Genomic DNA, 23,334 nt, shown 5'->3' on the forward strand with positions numbered 1-23,334 from the left:
CTGTCAGTCGCGAGGAGCGTTGGCGATAAAACAAGTGTTCTGTCGATTCTGCATTTTCGTGCTCGATATTGCGCGTCGATACTCGATGGGAGCAAGCTAGTCCGCGGCGGACGTGACTGTCCATCAAGTCATGATCATTTGTGATGCACGGTCACGGCTGCCGTCGTACGGGCCGGGCGCTGGCCCGAACCCCTCCGACGAAGCCGAGGCCGCTGATGACGAGCCAGAGCACCACCCGCGCATCCAGCGCCTCCACCGACTGGATGGACCGCGAGAACGAATTCGACCGCCAGTTCCGTCCCGACATCGTTCGCGTTGCACCGGACCGGAACGTCCAGCTCATGAAGCTCCGCAGAGAGCAGATGGAGCGGCGGCTCGAAGCGCTGAGGGTCCGCGGTCGCGTTCCTCGGGTTGTCCTGTACGCCCGCACGGTGAACGGACAGAGCGCGGACCGATCCCTGGCCGCGGCCCGCGAGTTCGCGGAGCGGTTGGGGTGGCAGGTCGGCCGCGATCAGACCTTCACCGACTGCCTGAGCCTGACCGTCCCCGAGGACCGCTACGGCTGGTTGCAGATACGGCAGCACGTCAAGAGCGGATTCGCCGACGGAGTCGTGGCGCTGACCCGGGCCGCCCAGCCCACATTTCGACGAGTACGAGACCGAACTGAACTGGTTCGCCATGCACAGCGGTTTCATCGCCCTGGTGCACGCCGAGAACGTGGTGCCGCAGTGAGCCCGCCGACCAGCCGACGCGGGCCGGCTCCTTGGGAGGCATCACGATGATCGTCGGAACAGTCGAGGATCTGGGGCTTGCCTCCGAGGCCGTACGAGACGACCTGACCCTCAGCATCCTGCGTGACCCCAGGCCCGAGGGCCACCCCATCCCCGAGCACGAGGGCCGGTGGGTCGGCTACCTCCGCCGGATCGGCACGGCCAAACTGCGCCACTGGGGGATTCCCGGGCTGGTCGATGACGCCGGAGTCGCGATCAGTGAGCTCGTCACCAACGCGCTGTTACACGGGAGGGGTGACAAGGTCGCCTTCCGCTTCCTCCTCGCCGCCGACGTGCTCGCGCTCGAAGTGGACGACGGCTCCCCCGAACGAGCGCTCGTCAGCGAAGCGGACCCGTTCGACGAGAACGGTCGCGGCATGTTCATCGTCAGCGAGCTCTCCACTCTGTGCGGCGTGAGTCCTGACGGAACCAAGACCTGGTGCACCTTCGAGATTCCCACCGCCGCGCGGAGGAACCGATGACTGCTGTAATCGGCCTTGCGCGGCGGACGCCCTTGCGAGACGACGCTGTGGAAAAGGCCGCGCTGGTGGGCGACCGGGCCTTCATAGAGCGGTTTGTGGCCGGGTTGAGGGAATCCCTGGCCATCGACATGGTCGCCCTTTCCCATGTCCAGGACGACATCGATGCAACGCTTGGTGAACGCGCGCCGGCCGCCAACTCGCGGGTTCCGCAAGGGCCACCGTCCCGCTGACCAAGCAGCCTTCTAGCGCAGCAATCTTTTCAGGGCTGTTGTCCCCGATATGTTCTGCCTCCTCGCCGCGGCAACCGAGCCGGGGTGTCCTCGGGGGTCGCGATCGTCTCGGCGGCCAGGTGGAGTTCCGCCCGCACTGTCGTGGACGACAGGTCGAGGGACAGTGCCCTGCCGCACTTACTCAGCCAGTCGGTGAGCGTACTCCGGCTCAGGCCTAGCTCGGAGGCAGCTGGTGCCGTGCGGCCACGGTGTTGGAGCCAACATCGAAGGGCGATACGCAGCGGCCTGTCCAGAGGTCTGAGGAGGGTGGAGGCCCAGTGATGGGCGTCGCCGGGGTCGAGTAGATCGGTGGGCAGCGGCGGGTCGGGAACAAGACGTGCGGATGTGCTGACTCGTTGGGACGGAGCCGGGGCTCGCAAAGCCAGCAGGAGTTGGGCCTGCACGGTGGGGTTGCCCAGTTCGGCGGCCAGGACAGTGCCGACCCAGCTCAGGCGTGCACGAACCGTGCCTTCGGACACGTCGAGCACTGCTGCGGCGGCCTGAGCGGACCCCGACCGCAGGTATGCCTCCAGCGTCCGGTGCTGCTCGCGGTTGAGGGTCTTGAGGATTGCAGCGGACCAAAGGGCGAGTCGATCGGCGGGCACGACGCGGAGCAGCCCGTGCGAACCCAGGAAGGTCGCGGACGCCAGGCAGCCGGACGTTGCGCCGCGCCGTGCGTTCCCTGCCTCGGCCCACGCCGTGGCGACCATGTCCAGCGGCAACGGGTCTGAGACGCCGCCGGCCAGTTGATGTCGGTCTGCGATGCGCGCGACGAATGGGCGTGCCCTGTGGCGGTCATGGTCGAGGCCGTGGAGCGCGACGACCACCAACTCGTTTCCCTCCATACACACCAGCATGTGGCGGGCTTTGGGAGACACGCTGGGCTCCGCTGCTCGCCAATGAGCCTGATAGGCGGCAGGCACCAACTGACCGGCCAGCCGGAACACTGTGGCGTGTGTGGCGGCGGTGCCCAGCACGTCGGTCGCCAGGTGAGACTGGCCGCTCAGCAGGAGGTGCAAAACGGCGGTGTGCAGTCTCTGCTCAGCGTGACGGGTGTCCTCCTCCCGACGGACCCGCGCCCGCATTCTGAGCAGATCGACGCTGGTCCGCGCGATCAGGTCGATGCGGGATGCGGGCGGTGCCGTGCCGGGACCGACCACGAGGACGGCACCCGCCATCTTGCGGATCGTCAGGTGCGGGTAGAGCTGGGGGTGCGCGGCGGCACGCACCCCCTCAGGTCCGGCGGTGTCAGGGGTGCTGCAGACGACGCCGCCCATGAGGTCCGCCAGGACTGCCCAGCCCTCGGCCAGGGCTGCGGCTTCGGCAATCAGCTGGGCGTCCGAGTGGGCCGCTGCATGGGTGAGTCGTCGCACCACCTGGTACCGGGTCACCGGCACAGGAAGGGAGGGCGCGGGCCCCGCACTGCCCGTCGTCATAGGATCCGCGCCACCCCGCCCCAGCCCGCACGGTCGGTCAGACCACCGGTGTTCGCGTCGGGGCGCCAGCGCGGCCAGCTCGTAAACCCGGGTTCGACCAGTTCGGTGCCCTCGAAGAGCTCGACGGCCACCGACGGCTCACGGAAGATGTAAGGAATCGCACCGGAGCTGTTGTACTCGTCCTGCACCGCTTGGTGTTCCTTGTCCGCGGCTGTGGAATGGCTCAGTGACAGGTAGCTGCCCGAGGGAAGGTGCTCGACCAGCCGGCGCACAAGACCCCGGGCTTCGTCCCAGTCCACGATATGGCCCAGCACATCGTTGATGACCAGAGCGATCGGCTTGGTCATGTCCAGCGTCTTGGCCGCGCCCGCTAAGACGGCGTCCGTGTCCCGCATGTCCGCCTGCACATAGTCGGTGGCGCCCTCGGGGGTGCTGGTGAGCAGCGCATGGACGTGCAGCAGCACGATCGGGTCGTGGTCTATGTAGACCACTCGGCAGTCGGGCGAGACCCGCTGTGCGACTTCATGGGTGTTGTTGCTGGTCGGCAGCCCGGCACCCAGGTCGATGAACTGCCGGACCCCTGCCTTGGCGAGGAAGGCGGTGGTGCGCCGGAGAAAGTCTCGCGATTCCTTGGCGAACGGGACAATGTGGGGGTACTTGCTGCTGTAGGCGTCGCCGGCGGCTTGGTCGGCGGGGTAATGGTCTTTTCCGCCCAGCCAGTAGTTCCAGACGCGCGCACTGTGCGCGACGGACGTGTCGATCGGCTGATGCGGGCGGGTCGGTTCGGTCATGTCAGTGCTTCCTTCGATTCGTCGGGATGGAGTGCAATGACGCAGGTGTGGTCCATCAACAAGTGATACGCGGACACTGCGTGCAGGCTGTTCAAGACTTCAGCTGATCCGCGCAGATCTCCTTCACGGACTACGGTGTCGGGGATCTCCTCCACGTCGACCCGGTACAGGGTCACGGTCGGCATGCCGGTCATGGGGTGGCAACGACCGTCCAGAGGGTGAATCTGCAAGGTCACATCGGGGCGCTCGACGGCTGCCCTCAGTGCCTGCCGCTGCTCGGCCATCACATCCTCGTCGCCTACGGACGTACGCAGGGCCGCGGCGGACATAATGGCCCAGATGCTCGTGTTCTGGTGACGCAACCGCTTCTGGCGTTCCATGAGCAGCTCAGTCCGCCGGTCCTTGTCCTCAGGGGGCAGGTCAGGCCTGCGGACGTTGTCGACGGCGCGAGCATAGGACGGTGTACGCAGCAGGGCAGGAACAAGTGCCGGCTCCCACACGCGGATGATCCGGGCCGCGGATTCCACGCTCATGAGGTCCAGCTGCCATGAGTCCATGACAGACCGCCACGGATGCCACCACCCCGGCAGGTTGGCAGCCGCGAGCTGCCCGAGGAATGCTTCGATTTCGGCAGTGCCCGCACCGTACGCCGTGAGCAGGGCATGGACCTGACCCTCATCCAGGGATGTCTCGGCCTGCTCGATGCGGCGGACAGTTGCGGTGTGGGCCCCCAGTGCAGTGGCGGCCTCGCCTCGGGACATCCCTGCCGCCTCACGCAACGTTTTGAGCCGGGTGGCCAGAACCATGTGCGCGACAGTCCTGCCAGACCTCACGCGAGCCACAGAACCCCCTTCCGGCACTTTCTACATCCTGCTGGTAGTGCAAACTCTGTACCTTGCAATCTTCGCTCGCAACCCTTTGAGTATGTCTAACCCGCTTCAGCCAGCGCGCAGTTGCGGGTGACGGGAAGCCGCGAGATCGCGGCCGGCCGCCGAAGGGGGCTCCGTTCACGTACGCGCCGTCGCCATCGGGATCAGGAGGACGAATGGACAGGCGTGATCTGAGAAAAGACGCCGCCGGATCAGCTTCGGCGGCTATGCGCGCCACGCGGCTCAGCAGCCACAGCCCTGTCCGCATGCACGCCCGACGACGTAACACGCACAGAGGTGGCCGCTCCCAGAGGGAACGGCCACCTGGCGACTCATCTGAGTCAGGCACACCAGGCACGGACCCATCCATCACTGGGGTGCTCCGGTCGGCGTGTTCGCGGCACGCCGCCGGGCTCAGGATAGACCGGCTCGCGCACAGGTTCGAGACGTCCTGTGCCATCCGGCCGGATCCCGATTCTGAGCCCCGGAGTGCCCTGCCCTCACAGAAGGCATCTGACATGCACCCGGCATCCTTATGTGCTGCGGGCAATCCCCCGCACGCCGCTCCCGGCCCTGCACGCCGGACCCCGGCCCAGCTCTCCGGCCGCCGCAGCAGCCCCCCGAAGAGGCCGCCGACCGGCACCGACCGGTGGCTGCTGGGCGCTCATTGGTCTTTGATCCGTGAATCGCTCACAGACGCGCCGACGACCTCCGGCGACGCAGCGAATCGGCAAACGGGGAGACATATGCAGACCACCGGTCTTCACCACCCGCTGGCGCCAGCCGGCCAAAAGCGCGCCAACTGCACGTCCGGACGCGTCCGGTGCCGGACGGACCCGTCGGCGGGCTGGGCCGCGGAGGCGATCGGCTACACCGTGGTTGCTGGCAGCACAAGGCCGGGCAGCGGCAAGGAGACGCCATGCTGACGCTTGGCTCGCTGGCGGACGGCGAACACGGACTCGAGCTGGCCTTCGTACGATCGCAGGACGCGACGGCTCATCGCGAAACGACGGTGACAGGGCTGACCACTCTTACGCCTGCAGAGGTGCTGGGGGGCCATGCGGACCGTACGCGGTCCGGGCACATGGTGTTCCTCGCAGGCCTGCTCCCTTACGGGAACCGGGGCCGGACCGCCACCGCGGTGCAGGAGCTCCTGCACCAGATGCGGTCGGATGGATGCGCGGCGCTCGTGATTTCAGCCCGGCACGACGACCTGCCCCCGTACCCCCGGCACCTGTACGACCTCTCCCGCCAACTCGCCATCCCCTTGCTGGTGACCACCGCCGCGCAGGAGCACTGGATCCGCGTGAGCGAGACCATGCAGCAGGAACTCGTGACACGTGCCGAACGCCGGGCCTCGCAACTCAACATGCTGATACAGCAGTTGCCGGCACACCTGGCGGACGCTCAGGCAATGGGCCGCATCACAGACTGGCTGGCACGAACCCTGGACGCCCAGGTCCTCGTCAGCGAGCGGGAGCGCGTCCTGGCAGCCTCCCCGGCTTCCGCGGCAGAACGCGTCGCCCACGCCATCATCCACCAGTCCGCGGAGGCGGGCCACGCCGATGCCTCCGTCGCCCACACCCAGCTCATCTCCCTCGGCCCGGCCGCCGGGGCCGAAGCGGTCCTCGCCGTCGCCAGGCACAGCTCGTTCGACGCATCCGACCAGCGGTTGCTACGTCATGCAGCCAAGGTCATCGGGTTGATGGCCCAGGCCAGGCACGAGTTCCGCGCGAATCACGGAGCCTCGCACGCCGCCCGCACCGCAGCCGCCGAACTGCTGCTGACCGGCGAACTGGACAAGGCCCGCAGGGTGATGGCCATGCTCGCCCCAGGACTCCTCGCGCCCGACACCGCCCGCGTCTACGTCATCCAGACCACGGCCGAGCTCAGGGACTCTGTGGTGCACCAGTGCGAGGCCGCCATGGCGGACCGCGCACTGACCATCGCGGACCCACGCGACCCGAGCCGGGTCCTGATCATCAACCCGTTGCTCCCCGGTGGCGTCGGCGACACCAGCGTGGCCGGCGACCTCATGCGCGTCATGACCACGGGCGGCCGCGGCCGAGTGCTGTCCCTGGGCGGCAGCGGCGTCTACTCAATGACACTGATGGCGCAGGCATTGAACGAAGCGCTCACCGCCCAGCGATTTGCCACGGCTCAGCCCGACTCGGTCGTACTCTCCTCACAGGACGACGCCTTGATCAGTCTGCTGCCCCAGCACGACGCGCAGGCGTGGGCACGCGATCTACTGCGCCCGTTGACATCCTCACCCGCCGACTGGGAACAGTTTCGCCACACGCTGCCGACGGCGCTGGCCTACCCGAACACGGTTGCCGCGCAGCGGTTGCTACTGCATCGCAACACGGTGACACGGCGCGTCACCAAGGCAGCGGCGTTGCTGGCGATGGATCTGAACAAGGTCGCTCACCGCATCGCCGTTGGCCTGGCACTCGAGCTCGTGACCCAGCGCGACACGACAGATGACGAGGATGCGAGCCGCTCCGACCCGGACGTGCGGACGCTCGATGGGCTGCTGGCGACCCCTGGGCTGGAGACCTGGGCCGACACCCTCCTGCACCCGGCCCGCGAAGACCGGCGCCCACTGCTCACTACCGCGGCACACTGGCTTGCGCACGACCTACGCATCGAATCCACTGCGGCTGCGCTGGGACTCTCGGATGCGACGGTCCGTTCTCATCTCCGGGCCCTCGAAAGGCACCTGTCACGCGACCTGACGTCACTGTCAGGTCTGCGCGACCTGATGTTCGCACTCCACATCACCATGACGATCCCCGAAGCCACGGCGCCCAACGCAGTTCCGCACGCCGCCTGATCACACCGGACATCGGTGACACGCATCGCTATCCGCGTCCTCGGCACCATTCCATGGAGCGTGGCGAACCGGAGCACGCTCTCACGGACAGGGAGCGGCACGGGATTCGGCACGGTGCATTGACTACGTTCTGTTACGTCTGAAGTTTTGTCCCCGAAGGACTGACCAGCGAGCACGTCCCGGCCGTGTCCGGCCCGGCAGCACACCGCCGGGCCGGACACGGCTCCCCTTCGCCGTACCCATACCGCGCCACCGGAGGCCCTGGTGACAGACCCGCTCGAGATGCAGTGCACCCACTGGGACCACTGGGCACCCCACTACAACGCCGAGCACCACCAGCGCGACCCCGAACCGGCCGCTGCCTTCCTCGCCGACCTCGCCGGCGACGGTCCCGTCCTCGAATTCGCCGTCGGCTCCGGCCGCCACCGATACCAGCCCGAAACCGATCGGCACCGTGGTGGCCGAGTACACCAAACGCGGCATGCCCGCCTGAAACCGCACCAGGCCGAAGTCCGGCCCTTCTTCGGTGGTCTGCAGCTGGTCGAGCCGGGAGTGACGCTCGTGCACAAATGGCGGCCGACCCCCGGCACCGAGAAGGACGTCAAGGACTCAGACGTCGCCATGTACGGGGCCGTGGCGCTGAAGCCGTGAAGCGACGGGACGACGGCCGGCCCCGAGCTTACTGGTCAGGATTCTCCAGGTGCGGATGCGGCTTGCGTGGTTGTGCCAGGGGAAGCCGTCGGCGAGTGCGTCCAAGTCCCAGAGGGCGACATTGCGGCCGCTCACCACAGCTCCACGGTTGGGCTCGGAATCTCGCCGCGATCGGAGATGACGCAGAGGCTGTTGTGCGTGTGGTTCGGCTCGGTCAACGGCACCGAGGAGATCACCATCCACGGCCGCGACTCCCGTGCTACCTCGACAATCACAGCCAACTCTGCTTGCAGAACTGGCCACTGGTACCGATCTCAGGCCGCCAGGCTGACCGCGTCAGGACCGTCGACGGACATAACGGGCTTGTTGGGAAATCAGATCGCGAGTTCAGGGAAGGGCACGATCCTCGCGTCCCGAGCACTCGACTCGAGCGATCAGGATGACTCGGTGGCGCAGGAGCGGGACGCTGGCGCGTCCCTCCCATCGGCTCGGCGTGATCCGATCGCGCGGGGACATCGGAGCGAGCGCGGACGGTTACAAGACGACGGGCAAGGTCTGCAGACCGCGCTTGTGAAAGGAGGGCCACCAGCCCAGGTCATCAGCGGGTAGTGCCAGTCTGATGTTGGGGAAGCGGTCGATAAGGTTGGAAATGGCGATCTCGGCTTCGAGCCGGGCGAGCGGGGCCCCGAGGCAGTAGTGAATTCCGTGCCCGAATGCCAAGTGTGCCTGTGTGCGGACCGGGTCGAAGTCGTCGGGAGCGTCGAACTCCTGCTCGTCGCGGTTCGCGGAGATGAGGGAGACCCACACGCGGCCGCCAGCAGGTATGCCGACTCCACCAAGCGTGAGGTCCTGGAGGGCAAAGCGCCTCACGCCCAGAGGGAAGGGCGGATTCCAGCGCAGCGTCTCCTCGACGACGGCACGGATGGGGGTGCTGCCGTCGCGCACCGTGCTCATCTGTTCCGGGTGCAGCAGCAGTCCGAGGATTGCGTTGCCGATGAGATGTACGGCGTTGTCGTAGCCGGCGAAGAGGATGAGGAAGGCCATGGAGACGAGTTCGGACTCGGTGAGGCTGTCGTGCTCGTCGCGTGCCTCGATCATGGCGGAGAGTAGGTCGTCCGTTGGCCGGCTGCGCTTGTCCGCGATGACCTTGACGAGGAATCGATACATGCTCCGCATCGCCTGACGCGACTCCGTCGCGGCCCCGGCCGCGGGCGAGAGCAGGGTGTTGGTCCACGCGCGGAAGTCGTGCCGGGTGTCGGTGGGGATCCCGAGGAGTTCGCAGATGACGCCCATCGGCAGCGGGTTGGCCAGGGCCTCCATGAGGTCTACGTGTGGCCCGGACACGGCGTCGAGTAGGTCCTCCGTCATTGCCTCGATACGGTCGTGGAGGCTTGCTATGCGGCGGGCTGTGAAGGCTTTGGAGATGAGACGGCGCAGACGTGCATGGTCGGGCGGGTCCATGTTGAGCAGGTGCCCGTCGAGTTCGGGTGGCATGGACGACTGGTATGCGCCGCTGGTGCGAGCGTTGGCCTTGTTCAGTGACAGGCGGGGGTCGGCCAGGGCGGTACGGACGTCCGTGTAGCGGGTGACCAGCCACACCGGCTCACCGTCGGGGGTAGTGGTGCGGTGGACGGGCGCGGTCCGGCGGAGCCGGGCGTAGCCGATGTGGGGATTGGCGAGCAGATCACCGTCGAACAGAGAGGGGACATCAGCACCGCGAGGTTCGTTGCTGCTCATGTGTCGGTCGAAGCCGCTTCCAAGCGCTCCAGCACGGCTGGAATGACGGGAGATGTGCGGAAGGCGTCGGCGACTTGGGTCAACCAGATCCCTTCTTTGCGGAGGTCGCCTTCGGCGGGGTCGTGGAGCAGGGTGTTCTGGCTGGGCGGAACTTCCTGACCGGTAGCCCGGGCGTGCAGAACGGCGGCTATCTGCGCCGCCTCAGTCACCGCCTCGCGCATGTCTCCCGTGATGCCTCGTGCTGCCGCGAGATCGCGAGCGATGCGGGTGACCTCGGGGTCGTAGTGAGGGCGCAACTGCATCTCTCCGTCCCGGATCTCGATGAACTGCCGATAGTGGAGGAGCCGGAGATCCCTGGCCAACTGCTTTCGAGAGGCCGGTGGAGGATAGAGCACGAGTTCCGGGAACGCGTTCGTGATGGCCTCCCACAGCGGATAGCGGCGGTGGAAAGTACGGTATTGGGAGATCCACTCCGTGGTCCTGTCGAGCCCGACTCCCCAGGCGGGCATGGTGAAGCCGACGGCGAACAGGACCGCGGACAAGCTCGCGAACATGGGAGCGATAACGGAGTTGGCGAAATCGAGCGGTGATGTGCCGATCAGATCCCAGGTGAGGGAGACGATTTTGGGCAGGCAGTAGCCCATGCCGGCGACGGCACCGCCCGTAACGACGCGCAGCCCGCGCCGCAGCCATGGCCGGTCGACGACCGTGGAGTAGCGCCAGCACAGGCGGATCAACCCGACCATGCTGATGCCGTACAAAACCTGGTAGACGAGGAGAAACTGCGAGATGTAGGGGGCCCCGGCGTAGTAGACGTCGAAATTGACTGGGTGTTCACCATCGTTGACGGTGCCCAGGAAGAAGAATGTGGTCATCGCAATGATGGTGGCCACGGCGTATCCGACGAGCAGCCGGTGGTGCAGCCGCATCTTCGACTGGGCGGATGCCCAGCTGACGAGCAGGGCGAGAAACGAGGTGAGACAGATTGCCACAGAGGTATAGATGATCAGCGTGGCGACGTTGGGGATGCCGAGCAGGGCGTCGACCCGTACGTACACAGCAGGGGCGGCGAAGAAGAAAGGTATGGCGAAGGTACTGATCGCCAGGCACAGGAGTCGCAGTTCCTTGTTGCCCCAGTCCCGGGCGAGGTCCTTTACCTTGAAGAAGAAGGCTGTCCAGGTGATGACGGAGAGGATGCCGTAGACGACGTTGAACAGCACGCGACTTTATGTCCTTCGTGGGGTACCGCGCTCCAGCGAGCGCTCCAGGTGACTGATGAGGACTGCCATGTCGGGCGGTGGCTGGATCGAAGGCTGCTGCGGCATTGTGGAGGAGGTCTGGAGAGGGATCAGCGATGCGACAAGTTCAGCGGCCTTTTCCTCGGTCCGGTCGTACCCGGTTCGCCCCAGCACCATGCGCACGAGTGACGGGGCGAGGGTGGGCATCAGGAGTTGGGAGATCTCCTCCTGGTGAGCCGGGGTGGACTTGTGCCCGCAGAGCATGTGGCCCAGCTCATGCAGGGCGATGTGTCTCTGGTGCGCTTTGGTGGTGTTCTGCTGGTAGAGGACGTAGTCGACTTCGTCGGTGGCCACCCAGAGGCCGCAGGGGCCGCGTCCGGTAGGCAGCTCCATCGGTAACAGGGAGATCTCCCGCCCGCGCTGTTGCTCCAGCCGGTCAACCAGGACGTTGATGTCGAAGGGGTCGGGGATGTCGAGTTGCTGGATCACCTGGGTGCAGTAGCGGCGCAGGTCCTGGTCGTTCATCCACGCTCCCCCCGGGTGAGTGGCAGACCACTGCCAACGGGCAAAAACCATTCGTCCCACTCCCCCAGAAGCTTCCGGAAGGAGTGGCTCCGGTCGGGAGCGACTCCTTCCGAATAAGCAACAAAGCTCATATCAGCCGGCGTTACTGGCCCAGGGCAAGCCGCCGCCCCTTCGGCAGACGACGAGCTGCTCACATTCGCTGCCGCCTTTCTGTCCTCGCCAGGCGCTCCATCAACGGGACGACCGCCTCGAGCGCCTCAGGGTCGATTTCGTTCACGAGGCGCATGACGATCGTGCGCACACCGAAGGCCTTCAGGGCGCTGAGACGGTTGAGGCCCGCGGCGATCTTGATGGCAGCCTCGCCGTCCGTGAAGTAGGTCACCGGCACCCTGAAGAAGTCGGCGAGCGCCCCGAAGCCCTCGTAGTCCGACGGATCCCAGGTGCCTTCGCGCAGGGCCTTGATCTCCTCCGCAGTGACTTTGCCGCCACGTTCGGCGATCACCTCGGCAACCTCGTTGTTGGTGAAGGCGTCGCGCCCCTTGGGGTGCACCACCTCGAACAAGAGATTCAGCCTCTGGTCGAGCGTGGGGGCCACTGGCTGTGCCATCGTTGCCGGCTCGTCGGTCGGGGAGGCGGCCGGTTGGTCGTCGAGGAAGTAACTCACCTTGACGCCGAAGGCGTTGGCGAGAGCTCGAACGGCGTTGATGCCGGGATTGGTCGACTTCCCCGAGCGGATGTTGGCGACGGTCTGGTGGGTGATGGTGGGCACACCAGGGTGCTTAGCCTCGTACTCCTGGCTGAGCTGGGCGATCTTACGTTCGATATCGCGCTGGCCCGGGTACACCTCGCGGATCAGCCAGTCCAGGCGTTCGGCGATCGACCTCTGGCCTTCGGGCGTGCTCTCACCCATCTACCGAATCACTACTCCTCACCCTTGAATGGCCGCCGCCTACTCTCCTAGGCAACTCCATCATCTTCCCGTGGCATCCGTCTAACATCCTAGACAATATTCCGCCTAACATCCTTGACATCACTGGGATGGCGACGCCTAGGGTCGTTCACGTCACGCTCAGTGGGCGAGATGCTGCTCATCGCAGCAAGCCGCCCTGTCCCCTACCAGCCGGGGGTTAGTACCGAGATGCGGTGGATGCGGCGTCGTCCCCTAGACCAGACAGTGATCAGCCATCGTGCCGTACGGAAGGAAGCCCAGTGCATCGTCATGGGCATGCCCCTTCCCCAACATCGAGGAGGAACGCGGCCGACGCATCAAAATCGTCCCCATCCCTGACCGCCTCATCGGTGCCGGACTGCATGGGCTGCATCTCCGGCACGAGGCACTGCCACTGGACCTGATCCTCCACGTGACCAGCACCACCAACTTCCACCGAGAGAAGATCATCATCCAACAAGCTAGGCCATCTGTGGTGCGGCGACGCGGGCGACGGTTTGGGGGGGGCGAAAACTGGGTCCCGGATCCCCGGTGGCCCGACCATGATGGACTCGACGGTGGTGGATACGGCGTTGCTGATTGCCGGACTGCGGCTCGCGCCCGCCGTTGGGCGCTGCACCGGTAGGGGGAAGAGCTGAGCATGGAGCTGGCATCCAACAGCTCTGGACCGCCGCCGTCGACCCGTCAGGGCATCCTCCGGAGGAGGACTGCCGGATCGTCCTCGTCGTCGGCTGGTCCCCGGCCAGACGTGTGCGGCCCGGGCCCGTGGGGGCCGCCAGGCCGAGATCCTCGCGCGCACCGCGGCACCTCAGGCAGCACGCCGTTTCGAGGGGGCGGCAACTCCGCGCCCTCTCCTTCCCCTTGCCGGAGGACGGGTGTGCCTCCGGAGCTGGCGGCGCGATTCGACGGGAGTGGAGCCATGAGGTCGTGATCACTGCGTGCCCCGTGCCGGCATCAACGGGCACTTCACGGCCTCGTCCCCCACTACCGAGGAGCACACCATGCCAACCCTGGGCTCGCTGCCCTCCGAGAAGCCCCGACTCGAACTGACATTCGCAGCAAACGGTTCCCGTCATGCCCAGGCCGCAGAGATCACCGCCGTCGTGACGGTGACGCCGGAGCAGCTGCTGGAAGACGGAGTCCCGTCGGCACTGCCCGATGGTTCACTCGTCCTGATCACCGGCACATCCCCCTTCCGCCTGCGCGGCCGCATCACGACGGTGCTCGAGCTGCTTCTCCAGCGGATGAGCCGCGACGGCAGCACGGCGCTTGCCGTCAGCGCCGCTCCCGGGGCGCGCCAGCCGTTCCCCGCGGCAATCGCCGACCGGGCCGCCCGCCTGGGCATTGCCCTCCTGATCACGTCCGCGCCCACCGAGTCCTGGGAAGGCGTGCAGGAGGAGATCCAGCAGTCCCGCCTCATGTTCGCTGAGCGCTGTGCCGCCCAACTCAGCTCGCTCGTCCAGGAGTTGCCAGCCCAGCTGGCCGACGCCCAGGCCATGCAGCGCATCGCGGACTGGCTCGCCCGGGTCCTTGCCTGTCAGGTCCTGGTCAGCGAACCAGAGCGCGTCCTCGCCGCCTCACCGGCCACGGACGCCGAGCAGCTGGCCCAGGCCATCATCCGCCAGTCCGTCGACGGCATCCTCCCCGAAACGCTCTCCGGCCCCCACACCCAGCTCATCTCGCTGGCCCCGGCCTCGGCGGACACCGTTCTCGCGGTGGCCCGCAAAACCCCTTTCGACGAGGCGGATCTGCGGTTGCTCCGGCACGCGGCCAAGCTCCTCGGCCTCGTGGACCAGGCGCACCGCGAGTACCGGGCGGCCTCCTACGCTTCCCACGCCGCGCGCAGCGCAGCCTTCGAGCTGCTGCTGGACGGCGAGGTCGCAAAGGCACGGCGCGTCATGGCCAATCTGGCGCCCGGCCTCCTGGAACCCGAAACCGCCCGCGTCTTCGTTGTGGAGACCCAGCAGGCACGCCGGGACCTTGCTGCGCGCCGCTGCAGCACATCCGTCGGCCAGCAGGCCCTCGTCGTGCCGGACCCGAGGGACGAACGGCGGACACTGATCGTGCATCCGGTCCGCTCCGACGACGACACCGGCGCGGACGTCTCTGCCGAACTCACCCGCCTGGTGGGTGCCCTGGGACCCCCCTCCTTGCTGGGGGGCAGCGGCGTCTACTCCATGGCGCTGCTCGCCGACGCACTCAACGAGGCCATCACCGCGCAGAAGTTCGCCGCTCTCCAGCCGAGCTCCGTGGCCCTCTCCGTGCACGGCTCCGACCTCGTCAGTCTCCTGCCGCAGGCCGAAGCGCAGCACTGGGCCCGTCGGCTGCTGCACCCGCTGATGCACGACGAGACGCAGTGGGAATCCATGAGGGAGACGCTTCCGGCCGCCCTCGCCTACCCGTACACGGTGGCTGCCCGCCGGCTGCGCCTGCACCGCAACACCGTCATGCGCCGCGCCTCGCGCGCCGCCGAACTCATGCGCATGGACTTCGCCTCGATCAGCGACCGCATCGCCGTCGCTCTGGCCATGGAACTGGTCACGCAGCCAGAGGCGTCCGTTTCGCCGCGGCCGACCGGTTCAGAACCGCCCTCCCTGGCGCTGCTGTTGGCCGCGCCCCAGGTGAACGCCTGGGCACAGACCCTGCTCCGGCCGGTCCAGGCAGACCGACGCGACCTGCTGTCCACGGCACTCGCCTGGCTCACCTTCGATACCCATGTCGAGCCCGCGGCCCGCGCGCTCGACCTCTCCGAGGCCACGGTCCGTTCCCACCTGCGGGCACTGGAGGGGCACATGCAGCGCGACCTGGCCACCCTCGCCGGTGTACGCGATCTCCAATTCTCGCTGCACGTCGTCACGGGCCAGCCTGACCTTCGCTCAGATCGGCCAGGCCTGTCCGTCGTCGCCCGCTGACCGTCGCTGCAGGCACCCACCGCGGGCCCCAGCGTTCACCTCTCTTCCTGCGGCCTCCGGGCCTCGAACGGCGGCACATCCTCGAGGGCCAAGTCCGCTCGCACCCGTACGAACCGAACAGGGTGACGCAGTCGGCCTCGGGCATCCCGGGAGATGCCCGCGCTGACTTCCACGACCGTATCCGGAACGACCAGCGTCACCTTCAGCCTCTCCCGCGATCCCCGGCCGGCGGACAAAGGGATCAGAGGCGGTGTAGTGGGGCCGTGCTGTCGATCCAGTGCCAATTCACCGGCCGCCACTGCCTCTTAAGGGTGGTGCGCTCTTTGGCGTAGGAGCGCAGCGAGTCTTCCACCACCTGGCCTAGGCCGCCGAGGGAGGCAGGACGCGGGATGCGGAGTATCAGGTGCTGCTTGCGGTGAACGAGGATCAGCTCGCCCGCAGGGGTGCAGTCCAAGAGGGCGAAGTGCTTGAGCAGCTTATACCGCGTGTCTTCCAGGTCGAGGCGTTGGGCTCGAACTCCCGTGGCTGTCCAGGCGAACAATCCGTACCGGTTGAGATGGTAGATCCGCTCACGTACGGGGTCGGCGGCGATCTCGAAGCAGAAGCCGGTGAAGGGGCTGTCGCGGTGCAGGTGCATGCCGCCGAGCTGGCCGACGAATTCGCCCTCGTCGCTGACCAGGACGAAGGCGAACCGTTGGCCGCGGCTGCCGCCCCGGTAGATGTGTCCGTAGACAGGGATGACGAACAGGTCCTCACGTACCACCGTGGGCCGGCCGAGCCGGGCGTTGTGCCAGTCCCACTGCCGCGCCGTCTGTTCGAGTTCGGTGAGGTGCTCGGTCAGCGAGGGCCGCGGACGGTGGTCCATGCCGACGGGCCTGTCGTTGAACAGGACGTCCGGCCGCACGTCGGCCTCGGTGTGCTTGACGGGTTCTGCCTCCATGGACGCCAGGGCCCGCAGTGTCGGCTTCGAGGTGGGGGTGAGGGGCTGGTCGGTGATCGACACGATGTTGTCGAGCAGGTTGGCGTAGTTGTAGAGCCCGTACTCGCCGGTCGTGCACAGCAGGCGGCCGGCCGGGGTCGTGCTGATCCAGGTGGCGAACGGGTCGCGCGGGCCATTGTCGTAGTTTCTGCGGGGCATGCCGTGGTGCGCGGTCACCGCCGTGAGGTCTGCGGTGACCAGATGGGTGTGGTCACCGGGACCGGTTGCGGCGACTGTTCCTTCGGGCAGGATGCACAGTCCCTTTGCCCACCAGAGGTCCTTGCCCAGCCCTGTCGTGGGGCCGCCGAGAGTTGTGTCCTGACGCAGGTACTCGCTCTGCCCGGAGACCGCGGTGGCGAGCAGGGTGCCGTCGGGGGCGTACCTGGTCAACAGCGAGTAGCCGAAGTCCGCCTTCGCCGGGTCGGCTTCGTCGTCCGCCACGCCGTATGTATGGCGGTGGACGCGGTGGAGGGCGTAGATCTCGCCGGAGGGCGCGGTGGCGACGTCGTCGACCGTCACGCCCCAGCCGTCGGTGTATTTGCGTTCCAGATCGACCGCGTGGTGATGGACGAGCGCGGACGGCAGCGGCACGGGTATGGCGTGAGTCATCACGCCATTCTCGCCGGCCCCACTGACAACACTGCTTCTCGCCCTCACTCAATGCGCACCTCGTGGTTCACACCGGCCCAAGGAGGACACGACGGAAAAGGGCTTGCGTGGAGGGGCGAACTCACCCTCCTTCCCTTCACCGAGGCCCGCCGGAAAATGTCGGTTTATTGTCTAACTGGCCGGTCGGGACATGGTGTTGAGAATGAGGCGCGATATCTCTCAAGTGCTCGTTGAGCCATGCACGGATTTGTGAGGTGTGCACCCCCGACACGAACGTCATGTGGAAGGTGCACTTCCGAGCAGGCATTCCGCCGCCTGGTGCAAAGCCGACAGGTGTCAACGTCCAGGTTGTGCACTGGCGAAATGGCATCGCCTCGCGCATATGCCTAGCGTTGCCGATGCAAGCCCGGCCCAACTACCGGACGAGTGAGGCACAAGCCGAACCCGCCCGCAGGAGAGCCGAACAGACCAGCGGCGAGCTGGCCCGGTGAGCGGCGACGAACCCGCCGCCTACACCGGGAGGCGGGCACCAGAGGGTGGTTCCAGCCACCGTCCCGGCACCCGCTCTCGCCAGCGCACAACCAGGCCCCTGCCAGGGCCTGTGCAAAACGACTCTCAGCAGAGTCACCACCAGCAGATCTGAGAAACCCACTGGGGCCTTCCACCAGCGTGTTCGAGCACGTCGGCGGTGATCAGGATAGACCAGTGCGCCGCGCGAAGACAGCGAGGCCGCTGGACTTGCCTGAGACAAGGCCCCCCGAGCCAGACGGGGCGAACTGCATGACCTCCAAGCACGCGACGGACCAGCCGGCACCGCGCACCACAGTGTTGGCTCACCGCCGATGCTCCCGGGCGGAGCTGGAGCGTACGAAGGACCTCGGCGCAGCCGGGCTGAGCGGCTAGCACCCGGCCACGCCCGACGGCGCGTCCGAGCCGGTCGCGGATTTACCAGATCCTTGGCCGGCCTCCCGCCCGGGGAAGATCTGCTTCCCCCGAGCGAGCGGCGCGCGGCAGGAGCAAGGCGGCCTCCCCGCAGCTGCTCCTGCCGCGCTGCACATGGCGCTTCGTCACAGGGCCCTCTGCACAAGACCCTTGCGCCGATCACGCGCCTGCCGGACAACACCCGGCCCACCCGTGTACCCCACAATCCGCCCCCACATAGCGGTGCCCAGGCCGGGCTGCCCGGCCAGGTTTCCCTCCACTCCAAGGAGTCCCTTGTGATAACCCCGCACGTCAAGCGCACCCTCCTGGCCACCACCTTGGGCCTGGCCGTCGCCGTCGGTGGCGTTGCCACCGCCTCGACGGCGCAGGCGGCCGCCACCGGCGACACGAAGATGAGCTGCAGCACGGTCAAGATCACAGGGAAGAAGGTCGCCGTCCGGATGCCGGACCGAGGCGACACCGTAGCTGACTCGAACGACCGCGTCACGCGCTATGTCTACAGGGGCGACAAGCTCAAGACATGCGTCATCGCCCAGGGCTACGGCCGGACGTATAAGAAGTGCGGCAAGGTCGGATACGACTGGTACATCGTACGCGGCGGGCAGGTGCCGATCACCTGCGCCAAGTCGCTCTGAGCCCCGCGCGGGCCGTCGAGCCTGCGGTGAGAGTCCCGGCCGGCTGCCCAACCACCCTACGCCTGCCAGCTGGCCGGGGACACCGCCCTTCCCGCCGACGAGACGCCTCACCCGGTCGCCGACGCGGCGCCGGAGGCCTGCCGACATCACCGGCCGGGGGAGAGCACCCAGCAATTCGACTGCGCCCGGCAACCGGCCCGGGCGCCATTCCACAACAGGTCCTTTTCGAAAGGTCGGTCCTCGATGATCCACCGTCTCGCGCTCCGCTCGGTTGACCCCGCCGCTATGGCGATGGCGGCCGCCGCCACTCTGACCGTGACCAGCGCCCCGGCAGCGCACGCCGTCGGCGAGAGCTCCAAGTGCACCGTGAACTGGGCCGACTTCGGTGCCACGGTGGGCAAGAACGGCTGGAACCTGCGCACCGGGCCGTCCACTGCCTACGCCAGCCGCGGCTACCTGTACCGCGGTGACAAGCTGAAGGTGCTGTGCAGCAAGGGCGCATGGGACTACAGCCAGCTCACCCAGCGCTCCAAGTCCGGCATCCCCAAGAACACCCGGGGCTGGGTTCGCGAAGACGGTCTGGTGAGCCTGGCTGGCTGAATGACCAGCCCGGAACGTCGTGTGTAGGTTCTCAGATCCCGTGTCCTTTTCTCATCGGGGATGTCCACCGCGTGTCCAAAAGGACATGGAGGTGAGAATCCGCAGGTGAAGTGCCCCTGCCGAGCCAGGAGCGGCGCCGCGGCAGAGGAAGCGGACACCGAGCGGGGCGACCACGAAACCCGCTGGTCAGAGCGATTCCAGTGGACAGCCCAACGCGGGACCTGCACCCGCTCGCCACCCCCTATCAACGGCCCGGCCGCGAACGGCCCGCCAACCCCATTCGTTTTCCTGGAGGAGCCACCATGCCCGCGCTCAAGCGCACCGCCGTCACCCTGCTCGCCGCCGCCGCAGTCACCGGCACCACGCTCGCCACCGCCGGAACGGCATCCGCGGCCAGCTACTCCTGCAAGACCAGCAGCAGCAGCTCCTATGACGACCCGTCGTATAACGGACCCGACTCCGACAACTGGGAGTTCGACGTCAAGCTGTGCGCCAAGCGGTCCGGCGGCTACATCTACACCACAGCCACGGTCTACTGGGACGGCCCCTACTCGTCCGGCACGAACAACCACTTCACCTTCGACAAGGCGCGTTTCCACCTGCAGACCAAGAAGAGCGTGCGCGGCACGGACCCGGTTGTGAAGTCCGCCAGCTACACCGGACTGGAGCGCGCGCTCGAAAACAGCAGCGCCGCGGGCAACGGCTCGTACAAGACGGGGACGCTCAAGTTCAGGGCCGGATCGGGCCGTTACCTCGCGGACGGCTACATCCAGCTGGACTGGTCGGGTGACGGCAAGGGCTACCGGGGCCCGATCCTGTTCACCGCCTCCCCGACCGTGTAGACGCCGCCCAGCTCCCGGGCCAGACGGGCTTCTTCCCGTCGGCCCGGCACCAGGCGCAGCCCGACCCCTCGCCTTCATCCCCCTGGGGCGATCCCCCGTGTCCTTCCGGCGCGGGCGTGGGCCGGCTGCTCAATGGGGGCGTCGTCCGCCCACGACGGCGCCCCCACATCCACCGGCGCCCGAACCAGCTGACGCCGGCCGCCCCACCCGGAACGTCCCGCGTCCGCTTTTCCTGGAGCGTCTGTGTCAGCCACCACCCTGCCCGCCGCCGCCAAGGTTCCCGAACAACCCGCCCCACACCCACGGCCGCCCGTCATCTGGGCCCTGCTCGTCACCACGCTCGTGGCACGCAGCTGACCACACGGCATCGACACCCACAGGAGATCCGACCATGGCCCTCGCCGCACCCCTCCCCGCGGCGGCCGCGCCCGCGTACCGCACCGGCACCGCCGCCGTCATCGCTCCCGCTGACGCCGGCGACCGCTACGTGCCCGCGCTGGCCCGGCACGGCTGGAACTCCGTCGCGGTCACCGAACCCGCCCACCACCCGGCCGACCACCCCAGCTACCTCCGGCACATCACCCACCGCACGAGCCTGCGACGCACCGCCGCCCACCTCAACCGCCTCGGCGTCCAAGCCGTCCTCGCCGGCTCACCAGCCGGCACCGAACTCGCCGACCTGCTCGCCGCCCGACTCCACCTGCCAGGCAACGCCCTCGACACCGCGGACATCCGCCGCGACGCCGGTCTCACCAGCGCCGCGCTCCTCGACGCGGGAATCACCGCGCCCCGCACCATCCGCACCGCACGCCTGTCCAACGCCCTGGAATGGGCCACTTACACACAGACGGCCGAACTCGTCCTCCAACACCCCGACCCCACCCACCCCCACCCCTCCTCCGTCTGCCGCACCGAAGACGACATCCGCTCCGCCTGGCACCGCCTCCAGGACTCCAGCACCCGGCCGCTGGTCCTGCGCGAGCACCTTCCCGGCACCCACTACCGCATCCACACCCTCACCGGCCCCGGCCGCGACGGATCCACCGGCCACAGCATCAGCGCGATCTGGGCCGAGACCCGCACCGCCGGCCAACAGGTATGCCGCTCCGACCTCCTGAGCCGCCACGGGCTCCTGGCCCGCGCCCTCGCCCTGTACACGATGCGCACGCTCACGGCCCTCGGCGTCCGCTACGGCCCCGCCCACGCCACGGTCACCTTCATCCCCGACCGCGGACCCGCCCTGCTGTCCCTGCGTACCGACCCCTACGCCGACTTCGCCACCGACACGCTGCGTCAAGCCACCGGACACGACCCCGTCCGTGACACCGCGCTGCTGCTCACCACCGGCCGCCGCCCCGAGACCCGCCGCCACGTGCACGCCCACGTCACGAAGATCGCCCTGCGGTCGCGGCACGACGGCGCCCTGGACCAGGCGCTGCTGCACACCATCACCGCCCTCCCCACCGTCACCGCCACCACCGGGCTCACCGCCGACACCCCGGTGAGAGCCGGCCAGATCACGGGATGGCTCCTCCTCGTCGCGGACGACAGCCGCGCCATCAACCAAGACCACCAGATCATCCGCGCCGCCGAGAACCTCGGCCTGTACGGGAGGCCCGCATGACGCCAACGCCCCTGACGCACCCCCCGGCACCACACACCTCCCGGGTGCAGATCGCCTCCCACGGCCTGGGCCAGACATTCGCGCTGGTGGTCCTCAACCCCCTCCCTGTCTGGAGCCGCCCGCCGCACGGCCAGGACCTGCCCGAACGCACCGACGAGGGGCACAACCTCCTCGCTGTGCGCTGGCACGGCCTCCAGGACATCGACGACGAGGTCCTCACTGCCCTGAACGCAGCCGCCGAACGGGCACCCAACCCGCCCGTGCCCCAGGCCGAACTCGCCCAGTACCAGGACTCACTCCCCGACCACCTGCACCTGGTGGCCCTCCCGGCGACCACCGTCCTCGGCCCCTGGGCACCAAACCCCGACACCCGTGCCCTGCACGCCGCAACCGTCGCTCCGGCACAGCACACCGGAGGCCACCTGTGACCGACACCGCGACGACCAGAACGGCCCCGGACACCGTGCCGGAGAACCCGGAACTGCTCATCGAAGACGCTCCCGCCGACACGGCCGCGGACACCGCCCGGCTGCTGGACCTCACCAGCGCGCTGCGCAGCGAAGCCCCGCGCATCCTCGGCTTCCCCGGAAACCTCGCCTTCGACTTCAGCGACCTCGGCCCCGCGCTGGCCGTCCTGACTAACAACGTCGGCGATCCCACCAGCGGCGACGCAAGCGGCGTCCACACCAAGGCCTACGAACAAGCCGTGGTCCGCTTCCTGACGCAGACCGCCGGCGCCCGGCCCGATGACGTCTACGGCTACGTCACCACCGGCGGCACCGAGGGCATCCTCTTCGGCCTGGCCACCGCGCGCCGGTATCTTCCGCACGCCCATGTATACGCCTCCGACCAGGCGCACTACAGCGTCGCCAAGGCCGCCGGCCTCCTCGGGCTACGGCTCGTCACCCTGCCCAGCAACGACGACGGCACCCTGGACCCCGAGTCGTTGAAGCTCGCCTCCTTCTTCCACCGCCGCGTGAACCCGCACCGCGGCCGCGGCCCGGGCGCCATCGTCGTCGCCACGATCGGTACCACCATGCGCGGCGCCTACGACGACGTCACCGAGCTCCGCAAGTGGGCCACAGCCGCGGGCGACGTCTACGTCCACGCTGACGCCGCCTCCGGCGGACCGATCGCGGCCCACGCCCCCTCCGCCCCGCGCTGGAACTTCACGCATGGCGCCGACTCGATCTCCATCAGCGGCCACAAGATCATCGGCGCCCCGGTGCCCTGCGGCGTCGTCCTCGCCCGCAAGAACCTCATCGACGAGCCGGTCATCGCCAGCGAGTACACGAAGGCCTCCGCACGGACCCTGGGCTGCTCCCGCAGCGGACTGGCCGCGCTCCTGCTCTGGTCCGCGCTGCGCCGTCTGGGCCACTCCGGACTGCGCGCGCACATCCTGCGCTGCCTGGAAACCGCCCAGTACGCCGTCGACCAGCTCACCCGGGCCGGAGTCCGCCCCACCCGCACCACCGACTCCCTCACCGTCTGCTTCGACCGCCCCGCCGCCTGGGTCGTCCGCAAGTGGCACCTCGCGTGCGAGGGCTCCACCGCCCACCTGATCACCGTCGGCCACGTCACGCGCACCACCATCGACGACCTCTGCCGCGACCTGCGCACGCCCTGACCAGCTCACCC

At 67.8% G+C, this 23,334-nt stretch carries 20 protein-coding genes; 12 read left to right on the plus strand and 8 right to left on the minus strand.

From position 1 onward, the window contains the following. The first annotated feature begins 263 nt into the window (after positions 1–263). Genes FE633_RS11210 through FE633_RS11220 form a run of 3 tightly spaced genes read left to right on the plus strand, consistent with a single transcriptional unit; the run spans position 264 to position 1,482 of the window. On the plus strand, positions 264–782 hold the full coding sequence (locus FE633_RS11210) for a hypothetical protein (protein WP_138044980.1): 519 nt from the start codon (positions 264–266) through the stop codon (positions 780–782). After that, on the plus strand, positions 779–1,252 hold the full coding sequence (locus FE633_RS11215) for an ATP-binding protein (protein WP_138044981.1): 474 nt from the start codon (positions 779–781) through the stop codon (positions 1,250–1,252). Before FE633_RS11210 ends, FE633_RS11215 begins: the two co-directional genes overlap by 4 nt. After that, positions 1,249–1,482: a hypothetical protein gene (locus FE633_RS11220; RefSeq protein ID WP_138044982.1), complete on the plus strand. Its 234-nt coding sequence runs from the start codon at positions 1,249–1,251 to the stop codon at positions 1,480–1,482. The genes FE633_RS11215 and FE633_RS11220 overlap by 4 nt, the downstream gene beginning before the upstream one ends. Before the next feature lie 29 nt (positions 1,483–1,511). On the opposite strand, the gene FE633_RS11225 is transcribed toward FE633_RS11220, so the two are convergent. The 3 genes from FE633_RS11225 to FE633_RS11235 are packed head-to-tail and all read right to left on the minus strand — an operon-like array spanning position 1,512 to position 4,590. Continuing rightward, positions 1,512–2,912 carry a helix-turn-helix domain-containing protein gene (locus tag FE633_RS11225; RefSeq protein ID WP_246113557.1) on the minus strand — a complete coding sequence of 467 codons (1,401 nt, stop codon included), beginning with the start codon at positions 2,910–2,912 and terminating at the stop codon, positions 1,512–1,514. A 41-nt stretch (positions 2,913–2,953) separates the two neighbouring features. Next, positions 2,954–3,748 (minus strand): SAM-dependent methyltransferase, encoded by a 795-nt coding sequence (locus FE633_RS11230; RefSeq protein WP_138044984.1) that lies wholly within the window; start codon positions 3,746–3,748, stop codon positions 2,954–2,956. Next, on the minus strand, positions 3,745–4,590 hold the full coding sequence (locus FE633_RS11235) for a helix-turn-helix domain-containing protein (RefSeq protein WP_138044985.1): 846 nt from the start codon (positions 4,588–4,590) through the stop codon (positions 3,745–3,747). The genes FE633_RS11230 and FE633_RS11235 overlap by 4 nt, the downstream gene beginning before the upstream one ends. Before the next feature lie 946 nt (positions 4,591–5,536). Here FE633_RS11235 and FE633_RS11240 point away from each other — a divergent pair. Together FE633_RS11240 and FE633_RS11245 are read left to right on the plus strand one after the other, a co-directional pair. Next, positions 5,537–7,453, plus strand: a complete 1,917-nt coding sequence (locus FE633_RS11240; RefSeq protein ID WP_138044986.1) for a helix-turn-helix domain-containing protein — start codon at positions 5,537–5,539, stop codon at positions 7,451–7,453. Positions 7,454–7,717: 264 nt separating this feature from the next. Continuing rightward, complete coding sequence (locus tag FE633_RS11245) at positions 7,718–8,104, plus strand: SAM-dependent methyltransferase (RefSeq protein ID WP_138044987.1); 387 nt, start codon at positions 7,718–7,720, stop codon at positions 8,102–8,104. Between the two features lie 534 nt (positions 8,105–8,638). Here FE633_RS11245 and FE633_RS11250 read toward each other — a convergent pair. The 4 genes from FE633_RS11250 to FE633_RS11265 all read right to left on the minus strand — a co-directional run bounded on the left by FE633_RS11250 (position 8,639) and on the right by FE633_RS11265 (position 12,514). After that, positions 8,639–9,841, minus strand: coding sequence for a cytochrome P450 family protein (locus tag FE633_RS11250; protein WP_138044988.1), 1,203 nt, complete (start codon positions 9,839–9,841; stop codon positions 8,639–8,641). After that, positions 9,838–11,061: an MAB_1171c family putative transporter gene (locus tag FE633_RS11255; RefSeq protein ID WP_138044989.1), complete on the minus strand. Its 1,224-nt coding sequence runs from the start codon at positions 11,059–11,061 to the stop codon at positions 9,838–9,840. Before FE633_RS11255 ends, FE633_RS11250 begins: the two co-directional genes overlap by 4 nt. Before the next feature lie 6 nt (positions 11,062–11,067). Further along, complete coding sequence (locus FE633_RS11260) at positions 11,068–11,604, minus strand: hypothetical protein (protein WP_138044990.1); 537 nt, start codon at positions 11,602–11,604, stop codon at positions 11,068–11,070. Between the two features lie 190 nt (positions 11,605–11,794). After that, positions 11,795–12,514, minus strand: a complete 720-nt coding sequence (locus tag FE633_RS11265) for a helix-turn-helix domain-containing protein (RefSeq protein WP_138044991.1) — start codon at positions 12,512–12,514, stop codon at positions 11,795–11,797. 1,040 nt (positions 12,515–13,554) lie between these two features. Between FE633_RS11265 and FE633_RS11270 the strand changes: the two genes are divergently transcribed. Then, positions 13,555–15,465, plus strand: a complete 1,911-nt coding sequence (locus FE633_RS11270) for a helix-turn-helix domain-containing protein (RefSeq protein ID WP_138044992.1) — start codon at positions 13,555–13,557, stop codon at positions 15,463–15,465. A gap of 241 nt (positions 15,466–15,706) precedes the next feature. On the opposite strand, the gene FE633_RS11280 is transcribed toward FE633_RS11270, so the two are convergent. Beyond that, positions 15,707–17,053 carry a hypothetical protein gene (locus FE633_RS11280; RefSeq protein WP_138044993.1) on the minus strand — a complete coding sequence of 449 codons (1,347 nt, stop codon included), beginning with the start codon at positions 17,051–17,053 and terminating at the stop codon, positions 15,707–15,709. A 1,217-nt stretch (positions 17,054–18,270) separates the two neighbouring features. Here FE633_RS11280 and FE633_RS11285 point away from each other — a divergent pair. From FE633_RS11285 to FE633_RS11305, 6 genes are all read left to right on the plus strand, one after another. Then, a complete protein-coding gene (locus FE633_RS11285) occupies positions 18,271–18,630 on the plus strand; it encodes a hypothetical protein (RefSeq protein WP_138044994.1) in 360 nt (119 codons plus the stop codon). A gap of 243 nt (positions 18,631–18,873) precedes the next feature. Beyond that, a complete protein-coding gene (locus tag FE633_RS11290; protein WP_138044995.1) occupies positions 18,874–19,230 on the plus strand; it encodes an SH3 domain-containing protein in 357 nt (118 codons plus the stop codon). 302 nt (positions 19,231–19,532) lie between these two features. Next, complete coding sequence (locus FE633_RS11295) at positions 19,533–20,072, plus strand: hypothetical protein (protein ID WP_138044996.1); 540 nt, start codon at positions 19,533–19,535, stop codon at positions 20,070–20,072. A 391-nt stretch (positions 20,073–20,463) separates the two neighbouring features. Beyond that, the gene (locus tag FE633_RS11300) at positions 20,464–21,696 is read left to right on the plus strand and encodes a glutathione synthetase (protein WP_138044997.1); all 1,233 of its coding nucleotides are present in this window, start codon (positions 20,464–20,466) and stop codon (positions 21,694–21,696) included. After that, positions 21,693–22,124, plus strand: coding sequence for a hypothetical protein (locus tag FE633_RS47120; RefSeq protein ID WP_171059904.1), 432 nt, complete (start codon positions 21,693–21,695; stop codon positions 22,122–22,124). Before FE633_RS11300 ends, FE633_RS47120 begins: the two co-directional genes overlap by 4 nt. Then, complete coding sequence (locus FE633_RS11305) at positions 22,121–23,323, plus strand: histidine decarboxylase (RefSeq protein ID WP_171059905.1); 1,203 nt, start codon at positions 22,121–22,123, stop codon at positions 23,321–23,323. The genes FE633_RS47120 and FE633_RS11305 overlap by 4 nt, the downstream gene beginning before the upstream one ends. Positions 23,324–23,334 lie beyond the last annotated feature (11 nt).

It is taken from the genome of Streptomyces montanus (assembly GCF_005786655.1).
Lineage (GTDB): Bacteria > Actinomycetota > Actinomycetes > Streptomycetales > Streptomycetaceae > Streptomyces > Streptomyces sporangiiformans.